This is a genomic window from Pseudodesulfovibrio alkaliphilus, from assembly GCF_009729555.1.
Lineage (GTDB): Bacteria > Desulfobacterota > Desulfovibrionia > Desulfovibrionales > Desulfovibrionaceae > Pseudodesulfovibrio > Pseudodesulfovibrio alkaliphilus.
On record NZ_WODC01000009.1, the window covers coordinates 108933 to 135201 of the forward strand.

Annotated in this window: 25 protein-coding genes and 1 tRNA gene; 9 read left to right on the top strand and 17 right to left on the bottom strand. The window is 59.7% G+C overall.

Features of this window, described 5'->3' with window-relative positions; all coding sequences use genetic code 11:
- Nucleotides 1-48: 48 nt before the first annotated feature.
- The gene (locus tag GKC30_RS13035) at nucleotides 49-432 is read right to left on the bottom strand and encodes a winged helix-turn-helix transcriptional regulator (protein WP_155935407.1); all 384 of its coding nucleotides are present in this window, start codon (nucleotides 430-432) and stop codon (nucleotides 49-51) included.
- A 162-nt stretch (nucleotides 433-594) separates the two neighbouring features.
- On the opposite strand from GKC30_RS13035, the gene GKC30_RS13040 reads away from it, so the two are divergent.
- Nucleotides 595-1128: a nitroreductase family protein gene (locus tag GKC30_RS13040; RefSeq protein WP_155935408.1), complete on the top strand. Its 534-nt coding sequence runs from the start codon at nucleotides 595-597 to the stop codon at nucleotides 1126-1128.
- 310 nt (nucleotides 1129-1438) lie between these two features.
- On the top strand, nucleotides 1439-2014 hold the full coding sequence (locus GKC30_RS13045; RefSeq protein WP_155935409.1) for a flavodoxin family protein: 576 nt from the start codon (nucleotides 1439-1441) through the stop codon (nucleotides 2012-2014).
- Nucleotides 2015-2041: 27 nt separating this feature from the next.
- Here the strand turns inward: GKC30_RS13045 and GKC30_RS13050 are convergent, their stop codons facing one another.
- From GKC30_RS13050 to eno, 5 genes are all read right to left on the bottom strand, one after another.
- Nucleotides 2042-4321 (bottom strand): PAS domain S-box protein, encoded by a 2280-nt coding sequence (locus tag GKC30_RS13050; RefSeq protein ID WP_155935410.1) that lies wholly within the window; start codon nucleotides 4319-4321, stop codon nucleotides 2042-2044.
- Between the two features lie 128 nt (nucleotides 4322-4449).
- Entirely contained in the window at nucleotides 4450-5217 is a 768-nt protein-coding gene (locus tag GKC30_RS13055; protein ID WP_367614140.1) for an HD-GYP domain-containing protein, read from the bottom strand.
- Nucleotides 5218-5226: 9 nt separating this feature from the next.
- Nucleotides 5227-6090 (bottom strand): NmrA family NAD(P)-binding protein, encoded by an 864-nt coding sequence (locus GKC30_RS13060; protein WP_155935411.1) that lies wholly within the window; start codon nucleotides 6088-6090, stop codon nucleotides 5227-5229.
- A 175-nt stretch (nucleotides 6091-6265) separates the two neighbouring features.
- A complete protein-coding gene (folD, locus tag GKC30_RS13065) occupies nucleotides 6266-7123 on the bottom strand; it encodes a bifunctional methylenetetrahydrofolate dehydrogenase/methenyltetrahydrofolate cyclohydrolase FolD (RefSeq protein ID WP_155935412.1) in 858 nt (285 codons plus the stop codon).
- 155 nt (nucleotides 7124-7278) lie between these two features.
- Complete coding sequence (gene eno, locus GKC30_RS13070) at nucleotides 7279-8568, bottom strand: phosphopyruvate hydratase (RefSeq protein ID WP_155935413.1); 1290 nt, start codon at nucleotides 8566-8568, stop codon at nucleotides 7279-7281.
- 401 nt (nucleotides 8569-8969) lie between these two features.
- On the opposite strand from eno, the gene GKC30_RS13075 reads away from it, so the two are divergent.
- The 5 genes from GKC30_RS13075 to GKC30_RS15050 all read left to right on the top strand — a co-directional run bounded on the left by GKC30_RS13075 (nucleotide 8970) and on the right by GKC30_RS15050 (nucleotide 16795).
- Nucleotides 8970-9557: a DJ-1/PfpI family protein gene (locus GKC30_RS13075; protein ID WP_155935414.1), complete on the top strand. Its 588-nt coding sequence runs from the start codon at nucleotides 8970-8972 to the stop codon at nucleotides 9555-9557.
- Nucleotides 9558-9839: 282 nt separating this feature from the next.
- On the top strand, nucleotides 9840-10586 hold the full coding sequence (locus tag GKC30_RS13080) for an SIR2 family NAD-dependent protein deacylase (RefSeq protein ID WP_155935415.1): 747 nt from the start codon (nucleotides 9840-9842) through the stop codon (nucleotides 10584-10586).
- 524 nt (nucleotides 10587-11110) lie between these two features.
- On the top strand, nucleotides 11111-13123 hold the full coding sequence (locus GKC30_RS13085; RefSeq protein ID WP_231117169.1) for a sensor histidine kinase: 2013 nt from the start codon (nucleotides 11111-11113) through the stop codon (nucleotides 13121-13123).
- Nucleotides 13110-13757, top strand: a complete 648-nt coding sequence (locus GKC30_RS13090; protein WP_155935417.1) for a response regulator transcription factor — start codon at nucleotides 13110-13112, stop codon at nucleotides 13755-13757. Before GKC30_RS13085 ends, GKC30_RS13090 begins: the two co-directional genes overlap by 14 nt.
- 1805 nt (nucleotides 13758-15562) lie before the next feature.
- Nucleotides 15563-16795 carry an autotransporter outer membrane beta-barrel domain-containing protein gene (locus GKC30_RS15050; RefSeq protein ID WP_367614141.1) on the top strand — a complete coding sequence of 411 codons (1233 nt, stop codon included), beginning with the start codon at nucleotides 15563-15565 and terminating at the stop codon, nucleotides 16793-16795.
- A gap of 308 nt (nucleotides 16796-17103) precedes the next feature.
- Here GKC30_RS15050 and GKC30_RS13100 read toward each other — a convergent pair whose 3' ends face one another.
- Together GKC30_RS13100 and relB are read right to left on the bottom strand one after the other, a co-directional pair.
- Nucleotides 17104-17373, bottom strand: coding sequence for a type II toxin-antitoxin system RelE family toxin (locus tag GKC30_RS13100; RefSeq protein WP_155935419.1), 270 nt, complete (start codon nucleotides 17371-17373; stop codon nucleotides 17104-17106).
- Nucleotides 17357-17584 (bottom strand): type II toxin-antitoxin system RelB family antitoxin, encoded by a 228-nt coding sequence (relB, locus tag GKC30_RS13105; protein WP_155935420.1) that lies wholly within the window; start codon nucleotides 17582-17584, stop codon nucleotides 17357-17359. Before relB ends, GKC30_RS13100 begins: the two co-directional genes overlap by 17 nt.
- A gap of 249 nt (nucleotides 17585-17833) precedes the next feature.
- Here relB and GKC30_RS13110 point away from each other — a divergent pair, with 249 nt between their 5' ends.
- The gene (locus GKC30_RS13110; RefSeq protein ID WP_155935421.1) at nucleotides 17834-18187 is read left to right on the top strand and encodes a type II toxin-antitoxin system HicB family antitoxin; all 354 of its coding nucleotides are present in this window, start codon (nucleotides 17834-17836) and stop codon (nucleotides 18185-18187) included.
- Nucleotides 18188-18304: 117 nt separating this feature from the next.
- Here GKC30_RS13110 and GKC30_RS13115 read toward each other — a convergent pair whose 3' ends face one another.
- The 4 genes from GKC30_RS13115 to GKC30_RS13130 all read right to left on the bottom strand — a co-directional run bounded on the left by GKC30_RS13115 (nucleotide 18305) and on the right by GKC30_RS13130 (nucleotide 22213).
- Nucleotides 18305-19063: a hypothetical protein gene (locus tag GKC30_RS13115; RefSeq protein WP_155935422.1), complete on the bottom strand. Its 759-nt coding sequence runs from the start codon at nucleotides 19061-19063 to the stop codon at nucleotides 18305-18307.
- A complete protein-coding gene (locus GKC30_RS13120) occupies nucleotides 19064-21478 on the bottom strand; it encodes an HsdM family class I SAM-dependent methyltransferase (RefSeq protein ID WP_155935423.1) in 2415 nt (804 codons plus the stop codon).
- Nucleotides 21479-21492: 14 nt separating this feature from the next.
- Nucleotides 21493-21819 carry a helix-turn-helix transcriptional regulator gene (locus GKC30_RS13125; protein WP_155935424.1) on the bottom strand — a complete coding sequence of 109 codons (327 nt, stop codon included), beginning with the start codon at nucleotides 21817-21819 and terminating at the stop codon, nucleotides 21493-21495.
- A 307-nt stretch (nucleotides 21820-22126) separates the two neighbouring features.
- A tRNA-Leu gene (locus GKC30_RS13130) sits at nucleotides 22127-22213 on the bottom strand.
- 122 nt (nucleotides 22214-22335) lie between these two features.
- On the opposite strand from GKC30_RS13130, the gene GKC30_RS13135 reads away from it, so the two are divergent.
- Nucleotides 22336-23019, top strand: coding sequence for a DUF554 domain-containing protein (locus tag GKC30_RS13135; protein ID WP_155935425.1), 684 nt, complete (start codon nucleotides 22336-22338; stop codon nucleotides 23017-23019).
- Nucleotides 23020-23084: 65 nt separating this feature from the next.
- Here GKC30_RS13135 and GKC30_RS13140 read toward each other — a convergent pair whose 3' ends face one another.
- The 5 genes from GKC30_RS13140 to GKC30_RS13160 form a co-directional block, all read right to left on the bottom strand.
- Nucleotides 23085-23573, bottom strand: a complete 489-nt coding sequence (locus GKC30_RS13140; RefSeq protein ID WP_155935426.1) for a hypothetical protein — start codon at nucleotides 23571-23573, stop codon at nucleotides 23085-23087.
- 113 nt (nucleotides 23574-23686) lie between these two features.
- Nucleotides 23687-24121, bottom strand: coding sequence for a thioredoxin family protein (locus GKC30_RS13145; protein ID WP_155935427.1), 435 nt, complete (start codon nucleotides 24119-24121; stop codon nucleotides 23687-23689).
- Between the two features lie 72 nt (nucleotides 24122-24193).
- Entirely contained in the window at nucleotides 24194-24637 is a 444-nt protein-coding gene (locus GKC30_RS13150; RefSeq protein ID WP_155935428.1) for a PaaI family thioesterase, read from the bottom strand.
- The gene (locus GKC30_RS13155; RefSeq protein ID WP_155935429.1) at nucleotides 24634-25446 is read right to left on the bottom strand and encodes a sugar phosphate isomerase/epimerase family protein; all 813 of its coding nucleotides are present in this window, start codon (nucleotides 25444-25446) and stop codon (nucleotides 24634-24636) included. The genes GKC30_RS13150 and GKC30_RS13155 overlap by 4 nt, the downstream gene beginning before the upstream one ends.
- A 123-nt stretch (nucleotides 25447-25569) precedes the next feature.
- On the bottom strand, nucleotides 25570-25965 hold the full coding sequence (locus GKC30_RS13160) for a hypothetical protein (RefSeq protein ID WP_155935430.1): 396 nt from the start codon (nucleotides 25963-25965) through the stop codon (nucleotides 25570-25572).
- Nucleotides 25966-26269 lie beyond the last annotated feature (304 nt).

The following is a 26269-nucleotide window of genomic DNA, read 5'->3' on the forward strand; positions in this document are numbered from 1 at the left end:
AAACGACTCCTTCCGATTGCGGGACAGTACACAATGTCGCCCAATTTATCAAAGGGTGACGGCTCCTGCCCGCCCCTCTCCCCTTGCTGCCCATTGCTCATACCGCTTGCCCCATTGGCACAGAGACTCAATGACCGGCATGACGCTCATACCCAGCTCGGTCAGGGAGTAGTCCACGCGGGGCGGCACCTGGGGATGCACCTTGCGGCTGACCACTCCGTCGGCCTCCAGTTCGCGCAACTGCTGGGTAAGCATCTTCTGCGTGATGTTGGGAATGGAACGCCTGATCTCGCTAAAGCGCAGGACTCCGCCATCGCCCAGCCGGTACATGATGATCGGCTTCCATTTGCCGCCGATGATCTGAAGGGTCAGCTCCACGCTGCAATAGTAGGTCTTGTTGCCGCAATGCTTGAGGGTGCAGCTGCCGCTCATGGCTTCTCCTCGCCCTGCCCCTTTGCGATCCGGGGCCGGCAGTATCTTTTTGGTGACTATGGCACTTTGCCGTGCGTACTTGATGTTTTTCGCCTGATAGCGGAAAAGAGACTGAAGGTAAACACGCTCCGGCCGCAACTGCCGGGGTCAAAGGAGAAGCCCATGGATCTGATGCACGCCCTGCGCACCCGCCGCAGCATACGCAAATTCGAGGCCAGGGCCGTGCCCGAGGCCATGATCCGTCAGGTACTCGAAGCGGCCATGGCAGCGCCCAGCGCAGGCAATGCCCAGCCCTGGCAGTTCGTAATCCTGAACGACCCGGCCAAGCTGGCCGAGGCGGCGGCCGTGCATCCCTATGCCAAGATGGCGGCCCACGCGCCCGTCGGCATCCTGGTCTGCGGCGATCTTTCCTTGGAGAAGTACGCGGGCTACTGGGTGCAGGACTGCGCTGCCGCCATGCAGAACCTGCTGCTGGCCGCCCATGGCCTGGGGCTTGGCGCGGTCTGGACCGGCATCTATCCCATCGAGGAGCGGGTCAGCGCCTTCACGAAACTGGCGGGTCTGCCGCAGGGAGTGATCCCCCTCGGGTTCGCGCCCATGGGCTGGCCAGCCCAGCCGTCCGGCGAGGTCAACCGCTTCCGCGAGGACAGGATACACTACAACATGTATTCGTTGTGTGTTGATAATACTCATTAGCCCAGTCTGTTCAAAAATGTTCGCGTACAGCCTTGAGCCGCTGATGAGCCGTCTTCGGCGAATCCTACGGGTCAGGACAGCAGCGATAGGCGCAACAAAAGGGCAAGGCCGAAGCTCTTGAGCCGTTGACGAGTTTTCGAGCCTTACGGATCATGAGAGCAGAGATGTACTTCCTGTGCGCGAGGATTTGATTCGCCCCGTCGGGGCGTCGGCTGGGCCGACGTCCAAATCCGCTGTCCTATGGATTTGTGACCTTTTTTGAAGCAACGCAGCAATCGGACGTTTTTCAACAGACGACGAGGAGGGAAACATGAAGGTAGTCGCCATTAACGGCAGTGCGCGCAAAGGGGGCAATACGGCTCTGATGCTCCGCAAGGTGCTCGAACAGCTTGAGGCCGAGGGTATCGAAACCGAGCTTATCGAGCTTTCGGGCAAAGCCATGCACGGCTGCATCGCCTGCTACAAGTGCATCAAGAACAAGGACCGCCGTTGCGCGGTGGACAACGACTTCGCCAACGACTGTATCGCGGCCATGGACGCGGCCGACGGGATCGTCCTCGGCTCGCCCACCTATTTCGCCAACGTCACCGCCGAGATGAAGGCGCTCATCGACCGCGCCGGCATGGTCGGCCGGGTCAACGGCGACATGTTCGCCCTCAAGGTGGGCGCCCCCGTTGTGGTCAGCCGCCGCGGCGGCGATATGCTCACCTTCAACGCGCTCAACGCCTTCTTCTTCATCGAGCAGATGGTCGTGCCCGGCTCGCGCTACTGGAACCTGGGCCGGGGCATGGACAAGGGCCAGGTGGCCGACGACGCCGAAGCCATGGAAACCATGGAAATCCTGGGCCAAAACATGGCCTGGCTGCTAAGAAAAATCCATGGCTGACAGAAAGGCGCCTTGCCGGGAGGCGTTTCACCGCCGGGGCAGGGTGACAATGACGCGGGTTTCGCCTGGGGTGGCGGCGTCGAGGGAGATGTCGCCGCCGTGGGTGAGGGCCATGAGGCGGGCGGAATAGGTTCCCAGGCCGGAGCCGGGCGAGGCTTCGGCACGGGCGTATTTCTGGAAGAAGGCTTCGCGGATACCCGGAGGCACTTCGCCCTGGTTGCGGATGGTCAAGGTCAGAGGATCTCCCAGGGCCAGGGAGATGGTCACAGAGCCCCCTTCGGGCGAGGCCTGAAAGGCATTGAGCAGCAGATTGGCGAGCATGGAGTGCAACAAATCCTCCTCGGCCGGGATCACGACCGCCTCGTCGGGCATCCCCCCCTCCACTTCGATGCCCACGCTGACGCCCTTTTCCCGCAGGATGAAGCGGCATTCCGCCTTGATCCGCTCCAGGGTCTGGAGCAGGTCCACCGGGCTTCGGTTCAGGACATAGGTGCCGCGCTCCATCTTGAAAAGGTCCAGGGAGCGGTTTATCAGGGTGAGCATGGCCTCGCCCGCCTGCTCGATGGTCAGGAGCATGGCTGACTGGGCCTCGGACAACCCGCCCAACCGAAGAATCTCGCCGGGCAGCCCCACCACCGCGCCAAGGGGCGTCTTGAGGTCATGCCGGGCCATGCGCTCCACGTCGTCGCGCAGCGCCTCGGCCAGCTTGCGGTCCGTGATGTCCCGCCCCACGCCAAGCATCCCCACGCTATCGCCCGACTCGTTGAGCAGCAGCCCAAGCCGCGTCTCAAGCCAGATGGAGCGCCCGTCCGCGCAGAGAAACTCGAGATCCTGCGTCACGGCGGGCAGTTGCTCCGGCCCCATGGCGACCATGCCCTTGAGGGTGGCTACCGCCTCCTGGAGTCTCCCTCGCGAGACCCCGGTCAGAAACTCGCAAAGGGGCCGCCCCAGAACATCGGCCCGGGCAAAGCCGCGCAGACCCAGGTCCGATTTGCTGACAAAGGTGACGCGCAGATCCGCGTCCGTCCCCCAGATGACATCCGTGACGTTGTCGGCAAGCAGCCGATACTGCCTCTCGCTCTTGCGCAGGGCCTCCTCCGCCTTGCGGCGATCGGTGATCTCCGTGCCCACGCACAGCAGCTCCACCAGGGTTCCGTCGGGCGAGCGTACCGGCGAATAGGCCCAGGAGACCCAGACCAGTTCGCCGCTTCTGCGGATGACTGCGGTTTCGGCGAGGACCGGCTCGGCCGGGTCGCGCAGGAGCTTGTTGAGCCGCCGTTTGGCGGACTCGCCGTCCGGTCCGCGCTCGGGAATCAGCGTGCCCACAAGGGGCATGCCCATGAGTTCGCCCGGTTCGTAACCAAGGAGCCGTTCCGTGTGCTCGTTGCAGAAGACGATGTCTCCGGCCTGATCGATCCGCAGGATGATACTGCGGGCGTTTTGCACCAGATAACGATACTGCTCGCGCTCCCTGAGCCTGACGGACAACAGGCGCATGATGGCCAGCAGAGCGGTCGTGACCACAAGGACGAGAGCTCCGCCGCCAAATATCAGGGGGACGCGGTTGGGCGATGGCCGCCAGCCGCCCAGGGGAACGGCACCCGCCTGCCACACCCCTTGGGGCACAGGCGTATTCATGACCACCGGGTCCGCCGCAAAGACCGACGCGGCGCCGTGCATCAGCCGCCAACCGTCCGCCGTCTGCTCCCGAAAGGCGATGTCCAGCCGCAGGGAGGCATCCATGATCCCGGCCTCGCGCAGCAGGGGACGCGCCTCGATCCACATCACGACCATGCCCCAATGGCCGCCGTCGGGAAGAACTGCGGGCATGAGGGCCACCACGGACTCGTCCCCTTCAGGCATTCTGGTTGGCGCCAGCACCTGGATCTGGCCTGTCCGGGCAGCACGAAGCGCCGCCTGCCCCACCTCCGGGGGGGAGACATCGGACAGGCGCTGCCCCGGCCGGGCTGTGGCCTCCGGAAAGGCATGAGTGATCCGGTCGTCCCTGACCAGCTTCACGAAGCGCACTCCGCCCATGTCCGCAAGCAGCCCCTTGACCAGATTGGCAAACGCCTGCTGATTCAGATCCGGGTCAAGAGAGATCACCACCCTGAGGGTGCGGGCCAGGAGCAGCCGGGCATTGAGAGCGCCCTCAAACCCGCCCTGAACCATGGACAGACGATGAAAGACCTCAAGCCGGGTCTGTTGGGCATGACGCAGGCCATCGGCATGCACAATGGCGGCCAGGGCTGCGGCCAGGGCCAAACCGACCAGAAGGGGTATCAGACAGGCGATGCGTCGGGGCATGGGCGGTATTCGATGGTTTTCGGGAAACGAACATCCATCACTGAAACATACCACACGAAATTGAAAAGTAAATGAGAATGCGCCTTCCCGTTTCCACGACAGGGCAATGGGCCGGGCGGCCCCGGCCGCTATTCCGCCATGCCGTTGTCCTCAATCTCGACGATGAAGGCTTCCACCACGGCCGGGTCCAGGGCTTCGCCAGCCAGGGAGCCGAGGATGGCCAGGGCGGCCTGAGGAGTCCTGCCCCGCTGATAGGGCCGGTCGGTGGTCATGGCGTCAAAGCAGTCGGCCACGGCCAGCACCCGGGCTCCCAGGGGTATCTCATCCGCGCACAACCCTCGCGGATAGCCCCGGCCGTCCATGCGCTCGTGATGGGCGTGAACATAATCCAGGGCCGGGCCAAGAAAATCGAGATTCTTGAGGATGTCGTATCCCCACTGCGGATGGCTGCGGATCTCAAGGAGCATCTCCTCGTTCATCCCTGTGTCTTCATTGGAGAAGACCAGATCGCTGAAGCCGATCTTGCCTATATCGTGCAGCATGCCCGCGACGCGGACGCGCTCCACCTCCTCTTCGTCAAGGCCCAGCCTCCGTGCCAACCGCTCGGCATAGACGGCCACCCGCTCGCCATGGCCCTCGGTATAGGCATCGCGTGCGCCCAGGGCGTTGACCACGGCCGTGACCGCGCCAAGGGAGTTGGTGCGGATGGTCGCCATGAGCTGCTCCAGGTGGAACTCCCTGGCCTCGATGCGGACCATCATCAGCCCCACGGCCTCGGCCAGCTCCCGGACCTCCGGGGGATAGTCCGGGCCGGTCAGCTCCATGATATCGTTCGAGTAGTTTCCTGCGGCAACGGACTTGATGGCCGCCACCAGCCGGTTTTGCCCCTTGAGCACGCCGACTTCCTACGACCAGATTCCGGCGTGATCCGAGGCAAAGGCGGCGAAGCTGCGGGGTTCGCCGCCTGTCAGGTGCGCCACGGCCCCGGTCACGTTGCCCATCATGCCGAGCTTGACCACACGGGTCAGGCTGACCAGCATGTTCACGGTCCACTCGGGCACATTGTCCCGGGACAGGTTCTCCACATACACCGACTCGTCCACGGGCCGGTAGACCACCTCGCGGCCGATTGCGCCGGAGAGAATGGCCGCCACCTCGGCCAGGGAGATTCCCTGGGGTCCGGTCAGAGCGTAGGTGCGGCCGTGATGAGCCTCGCCGTCGAGCAGCAGCCGGGCCGCGCAGGCCCCGATGTCGCAGGCGTCGATGTAGCTTACCTTGGCGTACTCCTCGGGCAGGGCCAGGACACCCGAACGTACCATGGGGGCCAGGACGGAGACGAAACGCTGCATGACCGAATTGGGCCGCAGGATGGTGAAGGGAATGCCCGAATCCTCCACAAACTGGTCCACGGTGCCGTGCTCGCGGCCGAGTCGCCAGTGGGCGTCGGAGGAAGCGGCGTAGGCGCTAGAACGCACGATGTGACCGATGCCCGCCGCCTTGGCCGCCTGCACGGCCAGATGCCCCCGCCGGGTCATGCCCTCGGCCAGGGGCAGCGTCAGGAAAAGCCTGTCACACCCCTGCATGGCCCGGACCATGGACTCCTGATCCGAAAAATCGAAAACCCGGGCCTGGACGCCCTCACGCGCCAGAGGCTCGATCTCTTCCGGAATGTGCGTCCCGGCCACCACATCCGCCCCTGCCTCGCCCAGGGCCGCCAGCACGGCCGAGCCTATGACCCCTGTGGCCCCGGCCACAAAAACACTGCCCATCTTCTGCCTCCTGTTCCGGCCCGGCGACCGGCGACTCTGCGTGTTTCAAACCCGGGCCACGCTACACGAAACCTGCGCGGAAAAGCAAATGCCCAGACCCGCCAAAACGGCCAGAGACGGAAAAAAAGGGCGGCCCGGCATCCCGGACCGCCCCTGATCGCCGCCAGGAGAGTTGCTACGCGCCAACGTGGAGCTTGTACGCCTCCAGGGTGTTGACCATCAGTTGAGCGATGGTCATGGGCCCGACGCCGCCGGGCACCGGGGTCATGGCATGGACCTTGTCCTTGAGGCCCTCGAAATCACAGTCTCCGGCCAGGCCCTCGTCAGTGCGGTTGATGCCCACATCCACCACCACGGCACCCTCCTTGACCATATCCGCCGTGACAAACCCCGGTACGCCGATGGCCGCGAACACGAAATCCGCCTCGCGGCACTCGGCCTTGAGGTCGGCCGTGCGCGAGTGGCACAGGGTCACGGTGGCGTTGGCACAGGGGCCGCTTTGCGAGAGCATCATGGCCAGCGGCTTGCCCACGATGTTGGAGCGGCCGATGACCACGGCCTTCTTGCAGGCCGGATCAAGATTGTAGCGCTTGAGCAGGGTGATCACTCCGGCCGGGGTGCAGGGCCTGAACCCGGGCAGCCCCAAACTGAGCTTGCCCACGTTGACCGGGTGGAAACCGTCCACGTCCTTGTTCGGGTCGATGAGGTCGAGGATGCGCTGGCTGTCGAGTCCCTTGGGCAGGGGCAGCTGAACCAGGATGCCGTCCACGTTCACGTCGCGGTTGAGTTGCTGGATCAGCCCCTCAAGCTCAAGCTGGGAGGCATTCTCCAGGCGATGCGGCATGGAGACGATGCCGCAGTCCTCGCAGGCCCGCTCCTTGTTGCGCACATACACCTGGCTGGCCGGATCGTTGCCCACCAGGACCACCGCCAGTCCGGGCCTGCGCCCGAATCTGGCCGCGAGACTGGTCACTTCCTCTTTGATCTCGGCCCGGATGGTGGCCGCCGTCGCCTTGCCGTCGAGTAGAATCATGATTGTCGCCTCCGGCGAGTAAAAAGCCCGCTCGGCACGGACTTGCGTGGTATCCGGGCCGCCGCGCCGGGAGTCTCCCCCCGGCGCGGCCCATCCCATGATCTTGACAAATGGTGGCGCGGTCCTGACATCGCTGTCGCGGCCGCGCCGTATCCCTACTCCTCCTCGAAGAAGCTGCCGCCGAGCACCGGGCCGTAGTAGGCCCCGTCGTCGCCCAGGTCTTCCTCGATGCGCAGGAGCTGGTTATACTTTTCGAGCCGGTCCGAACGGCACAGGGAGCCGGTCTTGATCTGGCCCGCGTTGACCGCCACGGCCAGGTCGGCGATGAAGTGGTCGCCGGTCTCGCCCGAGCGGTGGGAGATGACCGTGGTGTATCCCGCGGTCTTGGCCAGCTCGATGGTGTCCAGGGTCTCGGACACGGTGCCGATCTGGTTGAGCTTGATCAGGATGGAGTTGCACACGCCCCGGTCTATGCCCTCGGCCAGGATGTCGGGGTTGGTCACGAAGATGTCATCGCCCACCAGCTGGATGCGGTCGCCCATCTTGTCGGTCTGCAGGGCAAAGCCGTCCCAGTCGCCCTCGGCCAGCCCGTCCTCGATGGACACCAGCGGGAAGCGTGAGGTGAAGTCGTCGTAGAAGTCGACCAGCTCGGCCGAGGAGAATGTCTTGCCCTCGCCCGCCAGGACGTACTTGCCGTCCTTGTAGAACTCGCTGGCCGCCGCGTCGATGGCCAGGCAGATGTCGCGGCCGGGCTCGTATCCCGCGCCCTCGATGGCCCGGATGATGTACTCGAATGCCTCGGCGTGGGACTTGAGGTTCGGGGCGAAGCCGCCCTCGTCGCCCACCGAGGTGACGTGCCCGTCCTTGGCCAGGATCGCCTTGAGCTTGTGGAAGGTCTCGGCACCCATGCGCAGGGCCTCGGCAAAGGTCTCCGCGCCCACTGGCATGATCATGAATTCCTGGATGTCCAGGTTGTTGGGCGCGTGCTCGCCGCCGTTGATGATGTTCATCAGCGGCACGGGCAGCAGCTTGGCATTGACCCCGCCCAGGTACTGATACAGGGGCAGGCCCAGAAAGCGCGAGGCGGCGCGGGCCGCGGCCATGGACACGCCGAGCATGGCGTTGGCGCCCAGGCGCTCCTTGTTCTCGGTGCCGTCGAGGGTGATGAGCGCGTTGTCCAGGGTGTTCTGGCGCAGGCAGTCCATGCCGATAACCGCCCCGGCGATCTCGCCGCGCACGTTTTCCACGGCGGTCATGACGCCCTTGCCGTTGTAGCGCTCTTCCTTGTCGCGCAGCTCCAGGGCCTCGCGCGAGCCGGTGGACGCGCCCGAGGGCACGGCAGCGCGGCCCATGACGCCGGATTCGAGAATGACCTCGACCTCAACAGTGGGATTGCCACGCGAATCCAGAATCTCGCGGGCCCAGACGCCAGTGATGGTACTCATGATCGACTCCTTGCTAGGCTGTTGAAAAACGGCGATCTGCTGCGTTGCTTCAAAAAGGGGCAGATCCTCGCGTACCAGGAGTACGCTTCGGCCTTGACCTCTTTTCGCGCCTTGCATCTCACCATTATTGAACAGCCTGTGTTTTCGAGTTTTTCAACGACTCTTTATGCTGATTGGAAAAATCCGTGTTCGCCGTTATCCTGTGAAGGATAGACCAAATCCGCCCGATGCTCAATCGGATATACCGGAGCCCACCGGGTGCGCAGTTATAATTCGTGCCCGCCCCGCCGCCGCGGCCCGGCAAGACGGACTCTGTCGCGCCGACCTGCCATTGCTACGGTTGTGCCCCGCTCCCAATCAGGGTAGGAAAGGCAGAGTCCGAAAACCTCAGGAGGTGCGACATGTCCGTGAAGAAGATACTGATGCTGGTCGGTGATTTTGTCGAGGATTACGAGGTGATGGTCCCGTTCCAGATGCTGCTCATGGTCGGGCACGAGGTCCATGCCGTGTGCCCGGGCAAGAAGGCGGGCGAGACCGTGGCCACGGCCATTCACGACTTCGAGGGCCACCAGACCTACAGCGAGAAGCCCGGCCACAACTTTCTGCTCAACGCCGACTTCGAGTCCGTGGACCCGGCCGCCTACGACGGGCTGGTCATCCCCGGCGGGCGCGCCCCGGAATACATCCGCCTCAACGAGCGGGTGCTTGAGATCGTGCGCCACTTCGCCAAGGCGGGCAAGCCCATCGCCGCCGTGTGCCACGGCCCACAAGTGCTGGTGGCCGCAGGCGTGGTCCAGGGCAAATCCTGCACGGCCTATCCTGCGGTGCGGCCCGATCTGGAGGTAGGCGGGGCCACCTGGGTCAACACCAACGAGACCTTCAGCAACGCCCATGTGGACGGGAATCTCGTCACCTCCCCGGCCTGGCCCTCCCACCCGGCCCTGATCCGCGAGTTCCTCAGGCTGCTGGGTACCACGATCAACCCTTAGCAGGCTGTTGAAAAACGGCGATCTGCTGTCGTTAAGTGGCTGTAGGCGAGTCTTCGAGCCGTACAGAAAACTTATTCAAAAAGGTCACAAATCCGCAGGACAGCGGATTTGTGACCTTTTTTCGCGCCTAGCATCTCACCATTTTTGAACAGCCTAAGATGGTGCTGTTTCGACTCTCGGCTTGGCGCTCCTGTTGCGGCGCTTTCCGGCAACGATGCCGACCACCAGGCCGGAGTTTGCATTGACCGCGCACCGTGCTATGGGTCGGGCAAAGGAGTCGCCATGAGCAATGACGCGCTGGCAAACGCCGCCCGCATCCTGGGGAAGGCCCGCTGCGCCGTGGCCTTTACCGGCGCGGGCATCTCCGTGGAATCGGGCATCCCGCCCTTTCGCGGTCCGGGGGGAGTATGGTCGAAATACGACCCGGAAAAGTTCGAGAAGGGGTATTTCAAGCGCCATCCGCAGGAGGTCTGGCCCCTGCTCAAGACCATCTTTTTCGACACCCTGGCCCGGGCGCGGCCCAATGCGGCGCACCTCGCCCTGGCCGAGCTGGAGACGGCCGGCCTCCTGGCCGGGGTCATCACCCAGAACATCGACGGCCTGCATCAGGCCGCCGGAAGCCGCACGGTCCATGAATACCACGGCTCCACCCGGCGCATGCAGTGCCTCTCCTGCCGGGCCTTCTTCGACTCCGCATCCATCGCCCTTGACCGCCTACCCCCGCCCTGCCCGGCCTGCGGCGGCACGCTCAAGCCGGATTTCGTCTTCTTTTCCGAGCCCATCCCCTTTGAGGTCCACCGGGCGGCCACGGAACTGGCCCAGGCCAGCGACCTCTGCCTCATCGTAGGCACCGGGGGCGAGGTCATGCCCGCGGGCCGCATACCCCACCTGATCAAGAACTCAGGCGGCACCGTCATCGAGATCAACCTCCACGAAACCCGCTACTCCTACGGCTTCAGCGACATCTTCCTCCAGGGCAAGGCCGGAACCCTGCTCCCGGAGCTGACGGACAAGGCGCTGGAAAAGTAAGGGGGCGGGCGGTGCCAGGTGGATACGACCTCTGTGCACTCCACGAACCACTCCAATGAGCACCTTCTGTTTTGCCAAAAGCCGCACCTCTGTTTGCGCCGTCCAGCCATCCTTTCTGCCTGCTTCGGCAGAAACTCTTTGTTCTCCGGTTTCGAGGACAGCTACACCCCGCAACCTGCCTAAAATATCTTGCTAAAGATATATTTCTTCTGTAAGCGCTCTCTGTCATTATTGCGTTCTGTCTAATCCGTGTTCCGTTGTCGGTTCGGGAGCGGCAATGCGGGGCGAATCGGCAGGAAGGGGCCATGGCAATTTCCTCTTCCCGCAGGTGCATTGACGAAGAAGAAGGCGCCCCTGGCCTTCGTTGTGAACGGGCAGGTCTGTCTGGCCGGAACAGGTTGGGAGGGTTGAAAGACCAACTCGTCGTATATTGTCCGCCTCTCGCATAAAGCGCACCCATCTCAGCCCCCCCCCGCAGACCTATGATGAACAGAAACCCACTGCGCCCTTTCTCCGCGCCAGGAATGAACCGAGCATTCCACCCCTTTCCGTTGCGTTTGGCGCTGCTGCTAACAGCCGCCTTTCTTTTGCTGCCGTGCTGCCGGGCAACGGCGAATGGTGGTCCGCTGGCCGAAAACGGCGTACTGGACCTGCGGCTCTTTGACCCGGCGACCATGGGCCCCGCCCGGCTGGACGGCGCGTGGGAGTTTTACTGGAATCGCCTGCTGACGCCGCAGGACTTCGTTGAAAACACCGCCCTTGCACCGTCAGGCCTGATTTCGCTGCCCGGCACATGGAAAGGAATGCTCGTAAATGGTGAAGAGCTGGGCGGAACGGGGCAGGCCACCCTGCGACTGCGGCTGCGCCTCTGGCCGGAGGCGCACACGCTGACATTACGGCTCTTCGACATCCCCATGGCCTACCGGCTGTGGGCCAACGGCGAGTTCGTGGCGGGCAGCGGCACCGTGGGCACGGATGCAGACAGCGAGACACCTCAGCGCTCGCTGGTATTGGCCGGCATCACCCCCAAAGGGGAGAATCTGGAACTCGTGCTCCAGATATCCAACCACCATTTTCGCGCTGGCGGCGTGCCGGAGGGGCTGCGGCTGGCTCCGCCCGGCCCTCTGGAAGCCGAGCGCGACAGAACCTGGACCTTTGCCTACTTCTTCGCCGGCTGCCTGATGATCACAGTGCTGTACCACCTCTTTCTGTTCCATCTGGACCGGACGCAGATTTCGGCGGGCTACTTTAGCGTCTTCTGCCTGTGCCTGCTGTGCTACAGCATGACCTCCAACACGTCCTTCTGGGCCATCAACCGATTCCTTCCGGCCCTGTCGCCCCGTTGGTACGAATACATCCCCCTGTTTTTCTACATGGCCTGCGCCCCCATGCTCTTCCGGTTCTACTCCTCGCTCTACCCGCAGGTCTTCCACCCTGCCGTCCGCCATCTGGTTGACCTTCGCTTCCTGATATTCCTTGCGCTGCTGCCGACCGCGCCAGATCACCTCATTTCCCAGTACATCGCATTCAGCATATTTGTTGGGTTGGGCTGCGCCATCTATTACGTCCTGCGCCTGTCCGCCTGCGCCTGGCGCGGAATGAGCGGCGCAGGGTTGCTGCTGCTCGGCAGCGGAGTGTCCCTCCTCGCCAGCCTGAACGACGGTCTCTCCCACACCAAGCATATCAACACGCCCTACCTGATCAAATTCGGCATACTCTTTCTGGTTGTCACCCAGTCGCTGGCGCTGGCCAAACGCTTCAGCCATGCCTTTCTGTCCGTGGAAAAACTCTCCGAGGAGCTGGAGCACAAAAACCAGTCACTCATGGCGGAGATGGAAGACCGCAACCGGCTCGAACAGGAAGTGATCAGCATCAGCGAGGATGAACGCAGGCGCATCAGCCACGAACTGCACGACGGCCTGTGCCAGAAGCTCACCGGAGCCCGGCTGCGCGCATCCATCCTGAACAAGCGGCTTGCCGGAACGGACGACGCCACGACTGTAGCCAGCCTTGCTGCCTTGCTGGACGCCTCCACCGATGATGCCTACCGCACCTCACGCGGTCTCTGGCCCGTAGAACACGACCCCGCAATGCCCGGCCCCTCGCTGGACGATCTGGTCCGACGCATCGCCAGGGATACGGGCGCAGACGTGCGGATCGAAAGGCACCGCCACTGCGGGCAATGCACCAATTCCAACATGAGCACGCTGTACCGTATCGCCCAGGAGGCATTGACCAATGCGGCCAAACACGCACAGGCGCACACCATCCGCGTGAAGCTGCACTGCTCCGCCCAAGACGGCATCACCTTAACTGTTTGCGATGACGGCATTGGCCGCACGGCCTCCGCACGGCAGAGCTCCCGGGGGGGAGGACTCGGGCTCGGCATCATGGCCCACCGTGCCGGCGTCATCCACGCCAAGTTGACTATAGAGGACGCACCGCAGGGAGGCACCATTGTCACCTGCGCAGCCCCGTGCGACAGGCACTCTTCCCCCACCTCCACAAGGAGAACGCTCCCCGATGTTTCTCGCTGACCCGTTCCACACCCCCGCGAATCTTCGTTTTCTGCTCATCGACGATCACCCAGCCGTGCGTCAGGGGCTGAACCTGCTGCTGGAGGCCAACGGCTACACGCCCGGCGTGGAGGCCGGAACCCGCGTCGACGCCAAGGCGTGCCTGGAGCAGGCCGCCTTCGACCTCGCGCTGCTGGACCTTTCGCTGGCCGACGGCAGCGGCCTGGACCTGCTCGTCGATCTGGCCGAACACGGTGTCCGCACACTGGTCTATTCCATGCACGAAGACCCCGGCACCATCGACCGTGCGCTGCGCTGCGGTGCCAACGGCTATGTGACCAAACGCGAGCCCATAGGCGTGCTGCTGGAAGGAATAGAGGGCATTCTGCGCGGTGAATGCTTCGTGAGCGCCCACGCCAAATCAAGCCTGGAGGAAACGGCCGGCTCTCCGGCCACGGACCCGCTTTTTCTGCTCAGCGATCAGGAGCGGGTTATCTTCTCGGCCATGGCCCGCGGCGAGAGCAACACGGAGATTGCCGAAAGTCTCGGTATCAGCCCGCGGACGGTGGAGACTTATCTGACGCGGATGGTCAACAAGCTGGGGCTCTCGAACGTACGCAGTCTGCGCAAATTCGCCATCAGCGGACAGGGTTAGGAGCCACCCCGGACACCCCCGCCCCAGAGACGAATCCCGCCTCAAGGAGCAGCACGAGCCGCCGCACGTCCGCATGTGCGTGGCGACATCCTCCAGTCGCTTTTCCGAGCGAACGACGGACCTGGAAATCCGGCACAAGCGCTGCGTGTCAAACGTGCCAGCCTCCAATGGCATCCGGGAGCGCGATCCGGTTGTCATGCGGAGTTTTTGATATCTTGCCGGAAGATTCGACAACCCGTTGCCCCTAGCAGTCTCGTCGGTTTCCCATTCCCGCCCCTCATCGCTTTCCCTCCTGCTCTCCGTTTTCTTCATCTCTTGAGCCAGCGCCGGATCACGGCGCATTGCCCCCCCCGCAGACGACAAGTCCGGCAGTCCCCGCAATGGCAAACGACACAGGCGATGAGGTCAACCTTTCATCATTGCTGTAAAATTCCCCTTGTACGTGTTTTGCCGGACAGACGGACAGCCATGAATGGATTAAGTGGGGGCAATAGTATCCATGCGCAGAGAGGTCAGGGAAAACGAACCGATCTTTAGCGTATCCCAAGGGGGTCGTCATGTCTCTGACATACTCCGTTGGTTGTCCTTTTTTCATCGACGGGCTGTTCCGCTGTCCGCCCTGTTGTTCGTTGGCTTGGAATAAAAGTGCAACGCAGACTGGGGGCTGTCCAAGCTCGAGAAAAAGGCTTTTCACGACGGACTAGAGTCGCTTCAGCGGCATGGTAAGCGCACATTTTGGATCCAAAATATAAATAGAGAAATCAAAAAAGTATCTGGAGCATTACATGTTTTTTTCCCAAGGACTGACTGACACCTTGTGCAGCGCAAGGCTTTCTTCGCCGCCTCGTGTTGCCATGCTGCTTTGCGCCGTGTTTTCGCTTGGATTCATTCTCTTGTTGCCACAAAATGGCGTTGCCGCTTCCGTGACGTATAACGGGAATTACAACTATGATGTTGTGATAGGCAACCCCTTGACCGAAGACGCGACTATAAGCATTGGTGGGTCAAACAACCTCGATGCGCATAAAGAGAACACTTTTTCATCAGACAATAGCGTGACCATCATTAGCGGGAGCGTCACTAAAGGAATATACGGTGGGTATTTTTTCGGAGAAACCACCGAGGGGGATGTGGCGTCCAGCCGCAACACAGTAACCATAGATCCTGGCGGTGCAACACCATATGCAGGAGGTATTAGTGTCCGTATACATGGAGGATATGCTAGATCTGAACAGCCTTCGTCAATGACTGCCTCAGATAATACGGTGACTATCAACGGGGGGCAAGGGTCTTCCGCATATGGTGGCGCAGCTATAATCAAAAATCACGGCAGTTACACCGCTACGGCCTCCGGCAATAGTGTCAACTTCAACGGAGGTTCCCTAACTTATCTTAACGGCGGGGTGGCAATTTCTGAGTATGGCGCGTCAGCTGCTGCCTCCGGCAATACCGTTGCTATCAGCGGCGGTACCGTTTGGCAAGTTTGGGGCGGGTATGCCGATGCAAACTCCGGCAGTGCAGACGCCAGAAACAATATTGTGACAATCAGCGGTGGCACTGTCGTCTGGGATGTTTGCGGCGGGGCTGCCTCTGGAGGAACCACCGGACAGGCCACACACAATACCGTGACCATCAGCGGTTCCCCGAATCTGACAGCCGCAAGCCTCTACGGGGGGGGGTGGGGCTCTGAGGTTTTCAGCGGCAACACCTTGAATGTTAAAACCTCTGGGCTGACGGCGAAAGCGATTAGCAATTTTGAGCATCTTAACTTCTACCTGCCTTCCACATTGTCTGCGGACGATACCGTGCTGACAGTGACCGGCACGGCAGACCTGACAGGCAGCGGCGGGCGGTCTTCCGTCGTTAATGTGGGCATTGACGGCAGTTCCTCACCCCTGCTGGAAGGCGACAGCATAACGCTCATCAACGCCGGGACGTTGGTCACCAATGGCAGCCTCAACACCAGGGCGAGCGGCACGGGCATGCAGGGCGTGACCCTGGTGTACAACTTTGACCTCACAGTCGAAAACAACAAGCTGTTGGCCACGGTCTCCCCAGCCGGGGCTGCGGTGAATGAACAGTCCAAGGCACTTTCAGAGGGCTTTGTTTCCGGCCTGGGCATGGTCACGCAAGGTGCGGACGTGGTCGCCGGGCAGGGCATGGATTCTGCCGTTTCCGCGGCCAAGGCCGGGGTTGCCGGCGGTGCCGGTGCCCCTGTCGGGTTTGGTGCGGTTTCAGGCGGTTCCATGCGGTATAATTCCGGCTCGCATGTAGATATCAACAGTGTCTCCCTGATGGCCGGTCTGGCCTGGGGAGCCGACAGCTCCCTCGGCCGTCTGACTGGCGGGCCGTTTGTCGAATTCGGCAGAGGCTCGTACAATACCTACAATTCCTTCAGCGCTGCCGCTTCGGTCAAGGGAGACGGCAGCACCCGCTATGTTGGCGGCGGTGTCCTTGGCCGGGTGGATTTAGCCAATGCCGGACCCGGCAATTTCTATGTCGAAGCCTCGGGCCGGGCGGGTGGCCTGGAAAACGAATATGACTCGTACGATCTGCGCGATGCAGCCGGACGCAGCGCGGAATACGATTCGTCATCCACGTATTACGGTTGGCATTTGGGAACCGGATATGTCTGGAGCATGGCGGAGAATACCTCGCTTGACCTCTACGGCAAATACTTCTGGACGCGGCAGGAGGGCGACTCCGTCACGCTGTCTACCGGCGACAACATACGCTTCAAGGATGTGGACTCCAGCCGTGTGCGCCTCGGCTCGCGCCTCAGCCACGCGGTGAGTGAACATATCACTCCCTACATAGGCGCGGCCTATGAGCATGAGTTCGACGGCATGGCCCGCGCCACCACCAACGGGCTCGCCATGGATGTTCCTTCCATGCGGGGCGATACCGGCACCTGTGAGCTGGGGCTTGTGTCCGCGCCGTGGGCATCGGTGCCCTTGTCCCTGGACCTCGGCTTGCAGGGGTATGTGGGCAAACGCGAGGGCGTGACCGGCAGCTTGAAGTTCACCTATGAATTCTAGCCGCAGGAATGCCCTGCGGCCCGGATCAAGCCTGACGCCCCTTGTGGCCCGTCCGTAAAGCTGAATTCGTGATTCCTCCCGGACTCCGACAACGCGCAACAGGCCATGGGCAAAAGCCCGATTGACCTGAAGCACTTGGTATCGATTTCCACGGCCAAGGCCTCACGCCTGCCATCATCTACAGCATTGAAAGCCCCGAAGACGCGCCCGCAGCATCCAGATCAAGAACCCCGGCCGCGCCGCCATGGAGATCAACCGCCACGAAACCCGCCGCTCCCGGGGCTTCAGCGGGAGCAAGGAAACGGGGCTCAATGGCCCCCGTAGACCTTTCTGCGGTAGCCGACACGGAGAATCAGGATCAAGACCTTTTCGTCTTGGATGTCGGCCACAAGGCGATAGTCTCCGACCCGGTACTTCCAGAGGCCCGCGAGATTCTTGCGAAGCGGCTCCCCATAGTCTCGCGGGTTGTTGGGAGCGATCCGCTCCCGGAGGTACTTCAAGAGAAGCCTTTGGGCCTGCTTGTCGAGCTTGGCCAATTCCTTTTCCGCAGCTGCGTCGAACTCAATCCGCCAGTTCAAGGCGCGCCTCCACCTCGTCTATCGAATATGTGCGGCTCTTGCCCGCCTTGATGTCCGCGAGCCGCTGCTCCGCGAGATAAATGTCCTCAAGGTTCTCCAGGTGCTCCTGGATCGCCTCGCGGATGTAAAACGCCTTGGTGCGCCCGGTGGCTTCCGCCAGGGCGTTGAGCCGGTTTTCTGTCTCTTCCGGCAACCGAATGGAAATAGGCATAGGCACCTCCTTTGAGATACACGTATCTCAAGGGAGGGAGGCGGGGCAAGCAGCGACCATGGCTGCACCTCTTTTTCCAAATCGATGCTCTTGCCATTGACAGCACAAAGGCCGTTAAATATTCAACATTGATAGACTGAAGGCAAAAAACAGGCTCCGTATCGTGTTCGATGCAGCGACCGCCCAGCCGTGTGCACCCACGATTTCAGGAAGCCGCGCCAGTAGGGACAAGCAGGAAGGAGGCGCCAGATGAACGTGAAGCATTACTCCTACCGGGTTCTCTGGTCGCAAGAGGATCAGGAGTATGTCGGCCTGTGCGCCGAGTTCCCGGCCCTCTCCTGGCTCGACGAGGAACAGGCAGCCGCCCTTGAAGGCATCGTCCGCCTCGTCCGCGACGTGGTGGCCGACATGGAGGCCAGCGGTGAGCCGATCCCGGAACCGCTCAGCCAGAAGAAGTTCTCTGGCAAGATTTCCCTGCGAACCACGCCCGCCGTGCACCGTGATTTGGCTCTATCGGCAGCAGAAAACGGCGTGAGCTTGAACAGGCTGATTAATGCGCTGATTACGGGGCGGGGAGGATGTAAGGCGGAGTTGGGTTGTTGAGGGGGGGGGTCGTGGGGTGGCGGGCCTGGAAGGGCCTGAACTCTTCCCCCGGGGGCGGCGGTGTTAGGTGAATATTATCACTGTACAGACTACCCAACAAACAATTGAGGCTATGTGCTACGCTTTGATAAGGTACTTTTCAAATTCATTTTTCATGTATGAAAGTAATGAATATATCCAGTTGTCCAACTCCTCGATAGAGGCGGGAGACGTGACATGTGGCGAGGGGGGCACTGCTAGTTCTTGAAATCTGGACTCAAACCACTTCGCCTGTAGCGGGAAATGAATACGAGAGAGCCAATTTGAATTAGGCTCATCAACTGGCGACCGTTCCAAAAAAGCATCCGAGAAGTCATGCACTTCTTCACTGGACTTTGAAATTTCCAGTAACTCAGCTTCTATCATTCTGTGCTCTTGCTGTGTATCCTTTAATGGCCATTGGTCAATGTGGAAATGAGGGTGCGCCGCACCTTCTCCAGGAGCTTCACTTCCGTTCCAGCTCACACATTCAACTCGTATGATCTGCTGAAAAATATCTTCTTTGACTTTGCCGACTTTAGAGGTCGATGGGCAATAATAGAACCTGAATCCATAATTATCGAAAAAACATTCACTTTTTTTTGTAAGCCACCATTCTGACATCCCTACCCAAATCGAAATGTCTTTTTTGGGACACCGCGACAGCATAATGATGTTTTCATTTCGTTTACTGGTAACGCGAGGCGCATTATTTGAAGCTGAAAACGTAAGAGCAACCTTATAATCAACCGGAAGACGCTCTAGAATGAGCGTTGGCTCATCTAATACTTTTGCAAGCATAGAACGCAGGGAGTTCACCCTTCCACTAAATTGATGCTTGTCTATGACAAAAGCCATTTAAATAACCACGTTCCAATCGTCTAAACTAGTTTGATACGCGCTAGCCGTAAATTTATTTTTTAAAAGTGAACCAAGCGGTTGTCCTTGATCAAATAAATCAAGGATCTCTCCAGCCTGCTTAATCATTGAAGGATGATGCGCAGACAAGTCTGTCAAGTCAGGAAGTGGGATGGGTTTCATGTACTTGTTTGCGACCTCAAGATACCCTCCTCGCAGGCGGCTTGAGTATTCCATTGCAATTGACGTGAAGATGTCAGAATTAAACACCGCTAAATACAGTTTTAGTAAATCGACGATCAACTCTTTTGACCCACTATTGAGCGAAGCAATTATACTTGATTTCAAAATCCATCCGAATCCTTGCACAATCGCATACTCACAATCTGCATCAAGGACAAAACCATCCTTCCGGTAAAAGGATTTACTGATAATTCTAGGCTGGCCATCAAACATCCAACTCCGGGGCTCACTTAAAACCCAATAGTTATCATCGTTTTTCCGAGCTCTTGAAGCAAGAAGCATTTTGTTTGGCGAAAGGACATCACGATAATATGAAGGACATCTTTCTGCCAATTCCTGCTCGGTTGCAGGTTGTGGAATTGGATAAAAGATATAATCGACAGGTGTTACTTGACCACAACTGATAGCATCCTTCTCCGCAATAGGCTTGAAGCATCTTTGTTCATTTTCAGGCAAAGAAGAGTAGTAATTGCATGAGACAATAAAGAGGTCCCTATTCCCAGGTCTAATGCCTTGCTTAACACTAAAAAAGTCACCAACGGTCGTTAGGGTAGTAGATTTTATATCCTCAATCAGAGGCCCAATCCCGGTCGAATTTGGAGTCCAGTTCGCCCGACTCATCAGGTCTTGTTGCCGCATATTATATATGTTCCAATAATTGGCGGTACTGTGCACCTCTCGCCCAGGAACCCAATCTAATACTCTTAGATTCCTGAGAGCATTTGCGGCTGCATTGTTAGATTCATCGGCCCAGAGCATAGTTAGGCGAGAATCAACGGTGGGATTTTTCTTCTGAACGATAAGAGTAGAAATGTTGACGGAGGCATACCTAAAAAGAGTGTGATCCCCAAGCAAGGAGATTAAGTCGATGGTATGCTCTCCTGCTAAAACACTTCTCCATTTTTTTGCAAGATCACTTGTTAGCACCCCCACGGGAAGGATTGTTGCTAAAGTCCCTCCCGCTCGCAGGACATCTATGGATCTTTGCGTAAAAGCCATGCTTAAATCTGGCCGCCCTTTAACGTAGGGGGACATGATACGTTCGACAACCGACCTCGTTTCGCTATTCATCGACGCCCAAGACTGAAATGGTGGGTTAGTGAGAACAATATCACAAGCCATTTCTTCAGGGCTTATCGACAAGAAATCTGAATTATGCAGTTGAAAACGAATATGGGCTTCAGGCCAATCAGCTTTAGCGCATGAAACGGAAAATCGCGCCATTTCAATGGCATCGCTCGAAATGTCTACACCAATTAATTCTATTTCGCCCATATACCCAAGCCGCTGGAGGGTCCGAACGGACTCGCAAAGAAATGTTCCTGAACCGCAAGCAGGATCAAGGATAGTCAATTTGGGCGCAAAAAGGTGATTACCAACTGCCGCCTCAGTCAAGCTTCTTGCAATCCCCTGTGGAGTATAATATCCACCATTAGCCAAATTAGGCAAAGAAGCTTTCGCGTTCGAAAATCCATAAAGTGTAAGCTGACAATTCGTATTTGACAATGCTGTTTGGGCCTCTTGGAACAGCATTCCGCCAGCATGCCTGATAGTGATACCAAGTTCTAAATTTCTTTCCATCCTCCGATTAAATCTCAATTCGTCATTAAATCTCTGCAAGACATCTGCCGAAACCGTCTCTATGCCATTAACATCTATACCATATTTAAGGCACAAGCCTCCTTGGTTTTTAACAAAATCATCATAGCTTTCAGAATATCTATTCATATATGACGCGAGAAGTAGCAAAAAAGAGCTTAGTGCGTTGTGATATCGCGTTGAATTACGAAAATTCCTGAATGTAGTTATTACATGGTCAATAGAATCAACAACCGGAGTCGATGAATCTGTTTCTAAATAACGATAGAACTTGTCCAACTTACTCAATACAGTTTTCTTTGAAAAACTCGTCTTCTCTCCGCTAAATGCCTTTCGCACAGTAACAACGTCCCTGGAGACGCTAACGTGGTGCTTAACATCAGCAGACCAAGACCAATTAAAAGCATTGTCCAGCACGTCCTCAGAGGCATCCTGAGACAACAAAAAGCTACCATTAACTCCGTCCATCAGTGCATAATGAGAACCATTAGAATGATTCTCGGTGCCAAAGAGATTGTAGGGGGCTAATCCAAGTTTTTTAACAAACAACTCAATGTCTTTGTTGAGCTTCATACTGCCGCCTTATGCTACAAGAAGAAACGGTAATCCGTGTCCAAGGAATTAGCCAAACGTTTAGCATTTTCCTTGCCAATTGGACGTTTACCGTTTTCCATTTCCGATATATGCCTTCGCGGAATGCCTGAATTCTCTGAGAGTTCCCTTTGGGTTAGGCTCTGTCCGTATCTTGCCGCTACCAGCAAACGCCCCGGGGCCTGGGAAGCTGCACTAACAGTCTGAAGTAGGCTTGATTCGGTATACCCTAAAGAATTCAATACCTTAACCGCAGCATCCGCCTTGGATGCTGGTCCCCAAAAATGCAACTCCACCATTTTTGACCGAGTTCTGTTGATCATGAGCTATGCCAATGTCTAAATATTTTGTGAAGATAGTAGTGCGTATGTACTAAAAATTAGTACATGTCAATGTACTCTACAATCAATTTGGGAAGATGGTTATCACTCGGAGTGCCATAACGGAATATTCCCCCGATAAAACTGCTGCCTAAATCGTACAGGGCCGTCCAACCTCACAGTGAGCGGCACAGGACTGAACCTTCACAAAAAACACTTGTGGGGCAGCTGTGGGGCAAATCCTAGTTCTTCCGACATAGCAACCAAAACAGCGGCCCGCGATATCCATCGCAAGCCGCTGTTTTCATTCTGGTACCAGGGAAGGGACTCGAACCCTTACAGTATTGCTACCGGCGGATTTTGAGTCCGCTGCGTCTACCAATTCCGCCACCCTGGCTTGGGGTGGGTCATTCATAGGGCAGGGTGGCGCGGGCTGTCAATGCCCTTGTCAGGGGTGCGCCTTGGTGATAGCACCGCTTTTGCGGTGTAGAACCGCCACTCAACCCCGGAAGGTCGCCCATGCTCCCTGTCGGCTCCATCGTCAACGCCCTGGCCATCATCGGCGGCAGCCTCATCGGCTGCTGGCTGCAATCGCGCTTTCCAGAGCGCATCCGCACCATCGTCTTTCAGGGGCTGGGGCTTTGCGTACTGCTCATCGGCATCCAGATGGCGCTCAAGGTCGAGAACATCCTCATCGTCATCTTTGCCGTGCTGCTGGGCGGCATCAGCGGCGAGCTGCTGCGGCTCGACACCCTCTTTGCCCGGCTTGGCGACCGCTTCAAGCGGCTCATCAAGTCCAACAACGCCAAGTTCACCGACGGGCTGATCACCGCCTCGCTCATCTACTGCATCGGGGCCATGGCCATCATCGGCTCGCTTGAGGAAGGCATCAACGGCGATGCCACAGTCCTCTTCACCAAATCCATCCTCGACGGATTCGCCTCGGTGGCCCTGGCCGCCACCTATGGCTCGGGCGTGCTCTTCTCCTTCATCCCGGTGCTGCTCTACCAGGGGTCCATGACCATCGGCGCCAGCTTCTTCCAGCAATACTTTTCGCCCATGATGATCAGCCAGGTCACGGCCTGCGGCGGCCTGCTCATCATCGGCATCGGCATCAACCTGCTGGAACTGAAAGAAATCCGGCTGGCAAACCTGCTGCCTGCCCTGGTCTACGCAGTCGTACTCACCGCCTTTTTCGCCTGACAACGACAAGGCCCGCGAAAAGCGGGCCTCGCTAGCTGGCAATGGCCGTTCCAACGGTCCCGGGTCTACTGGGCGGGCTTCTTGTCGGCCTTGTCGGCCTTCTTGGCGCCGCAGCCGCCGCAGCCCGCGCGTTTGAGGTCCACATCCGGGTCCACCACCGCGATCTCGTCCTCGGACTTGATCTGATCATGGCTCATAGCGTATTCGATGACATCCTCCAGAATCTTCTGACAGTCCTCCACCGGGATAAACTCGCCGACAATGGCCCGCTGGTACTCGGGGCGGTCAAAGGGCGCGGCCCATTCCTTGTCCTTGAAGAAGCTCCAGGCGCCGATCCTGGGGATGTCGATGGCCTTGTCCACCTGGCGCAAGCTCACCTCCCACTTGGTGTAGGCGTATATGTCATCCAGGGTTTCGGCCGGTTCGCAGGAGTGGGTCTCGCTCGCCTGGAAGGAAAGCACCACCTTGAAGCCAACGGCCAGCTCCTTGAAGAAGCGGCCAAACTGCTCGTGGCGCGAGGCCTCCACAAGCAACTCTCTGAAATCTTTAGCCATAACAACTCCTTTCGCAACCTGTTTCGCGTAGTGCGGGCATAGTCGCCCAATTCCCCTTCGAATTCAAGGGGTTTTCCTGCAAAAGAGGTATGGTGGGCAGTCTGCCGCCGACCTCACAGGTGGCTGCGAACCCATGCCTCGATGTCGCGGGCGTTCATGGCGCCGGGCTGGCGGGCGATCTCGCGGCCGTGGCGAAAGAGAACCAGTGTGGGCACGGCCCTGATGGCGAAGCGGGTGGCCACCTCGATCTCGGCCGAGGTGTCGATCTTGGCCAGGCGCACGTCCGGGTGCAGGGCCCTGGCCGCTTCCTCGAACTGGGGGACCATCATCAGGCAGGGGCCGCAGGTGGGGGAATAGAAGTCCACGAGCAGGGGCGCGTGGCTCCCGGCAATCTGGCGCTCAAAAGTGGCTGCCACGAGCTCCAGCGGCTTCGGTTCGAAGACGGCAGCCCTGCATTTGCCGCAGGTGGCCTGGGCCTCGCGCCCGGCCTGGACGCGATTGCGCGCCCCGCAGCCGGGGCAGACGAGGATTCGGGCAGTGTCGGTCATGGGGTTCCCTCCGGGAATGTGTCTGGCCCGAAGATAAGCACCAACGGGCCAAAGGCAATGACTCGGCCCGATTCAAACCAGGAGGAAGGTGGCCGTGGCCCTGGCCGACTCCCGAGCCGGACCGCCCTTGCCAGCTTCGGCCTCGTCGGAGCCCAGATCCCGGAGCACGGCCTCGGCAAAGACGACCCGCTTGCCGCGCCTGACCACACGGGCCTCGCATTCGAGCACGGCCCCCTCCTCCACAGGGCGCAGGTAGCTGACGTTCATGTCCACTGTGGTGGTCTTCTCCCGCGGGGCGTTGCCAGCCAGCACGGCGTGGGCCATGGCCTCGTCGAGGAGGGTGGCCAGGATGCCCCCGGCGACCATCCCTGCCCCCTGGACCAGCTCTGGCCTGGCGCGAAGGCGCAGCATGGCCCGCTCAGGCATCAGGGCCTCGACCTCGATGCCGAGAAAAGTGAAAAGCGGGTTCACCCGCTGGTCCGGGCAACAGACTTTTTCCAGATACTTGCGGGTCATGATCGCTCCGTGTCGGTGGTCAGCCAGCCCTCCATGTCCCGGCGCAGCCGATCAAGCTGGGCGATGGTGCCGTCGATGTCGTCGGGGAAGGCCGCGGGTTCGAGTTCGAGAGTTACATAGCGCGAATAGCCCCGGCCGCCAAGATGGCGCAGGAACTCGGCCAGAGGCAGGCACCCCTTGCCCGGAGCCAGATGTTCGGTGTAGCCCCTGGCATCGGAAAAATGGACGTTGTAGAGCATCTCCAACGGCACCTTGGCGATGGAATCAAGGACGTTGCGCCCGGAAACACCCATGTGGCAAACATCAAAGGTCAGGCCCACGTTCTTGTCTCGACACTGTTCCAGGAGCTTTTCCAGCGGATCGCGCGAAAAGGGCGAGCCCTCGGGCCAGGGCATGTTTTCAAGGGAAAACCGGATGCGCCCTTTGGCGTCCAGGAGCAGAGGCAGGTCGCACGCCTTCTCGAACCAGCGGTTCTGGATCATGTTGGCCAGCCGGGAGCCCGGCGGGTGCATGGTGATGTGGTCGGCGTGGGGCAGGGCGTTGGCCAGGGCCGTGGTCGCCTTCCAGGAGGCGAGATGCCCGCCCCAGGCGGCCCAGTCGCGAAAGGGCGCGTGCAGGCTCCTGACGGGGAGTACCTCGCTGATGCGCTCCAGGCCCGCTTCGGGCGTCAGCCTGGGCGAGTTCATGATCAGTTCCATGCCCGCGAAACCCGCGTCCCGCCCGATCTGCGCGATGCGCTTGAGGGGCAGGTGGAATAGACAGCCTGCCGAGAGCAGGATGACGGGGCCGGGGTCGGCTGGGGCGCTCATGCCCTCCCAATACGACATCGCCCACACCTGCGCGATGAAAATTTCGGGGAAGGGCGCAATCGGGCTGGTAAACGGCGGGGCCTGCGGCCCTGCCCGGAAGAACCGGCGCGGCCGGTGCCGAACTCAGGATCGCGCCCTTGCCGGCGATTTTTCAATAAGGTCAATGATGACCAAGGCCCAGGACATGTCGCGCTTGTTGTCCTCGGTCATGGCGTCGAGGAGCCACTCCTTGAGGGGCTTGAGGGCGGCCTTGAGCCGGGCCGGGCCAACGGTGTCCACGGTGTAGGCGGCGTCGAGGCCGTCCATGCACAGGGAGTCAAGGGCCGGGTCATACCCCTTGCGATGGTGGGCGGCAAGGTTGCGCACCGTGAGCAGTCCAAAGACCACGGCCTCCACCTCGCGATAATCTCGGGTCCAGACATCCGCGCCCGAGATGTCTGGCCGGGGCGGGCCTTGCGGCGTATTGCGGGTCTTTTCCACGGACGCCCTGAAGGCATCCAGGGCCACGATGCTTCCCATGTGTGCTCCTTGTCGCGGTGTGTCTCCCCTCTCTTCGGCCGGACGGCCGGGAAACTTGAGGGCGCAACCAAAGGACCGAGGGAGCGGGGCTCTGAGGTTGTTGAAAAACGGCGATCTGCTGTCGTTAAGTGACTGTAGGCGAGTCTTCGAGCCGTACAGAGAACTTATGCCGAGGCGAAGTGACTGTAGGCGAGTCTTCGAGCCGTACAGAGAACTTATGCCGAGGCGAAGTGACTGTAGGCGAGTCTTCGAGCCGTACAGAGAACTTATGCCGAGGCGAAGTGACTGTAGGCGAGTCTTCGAG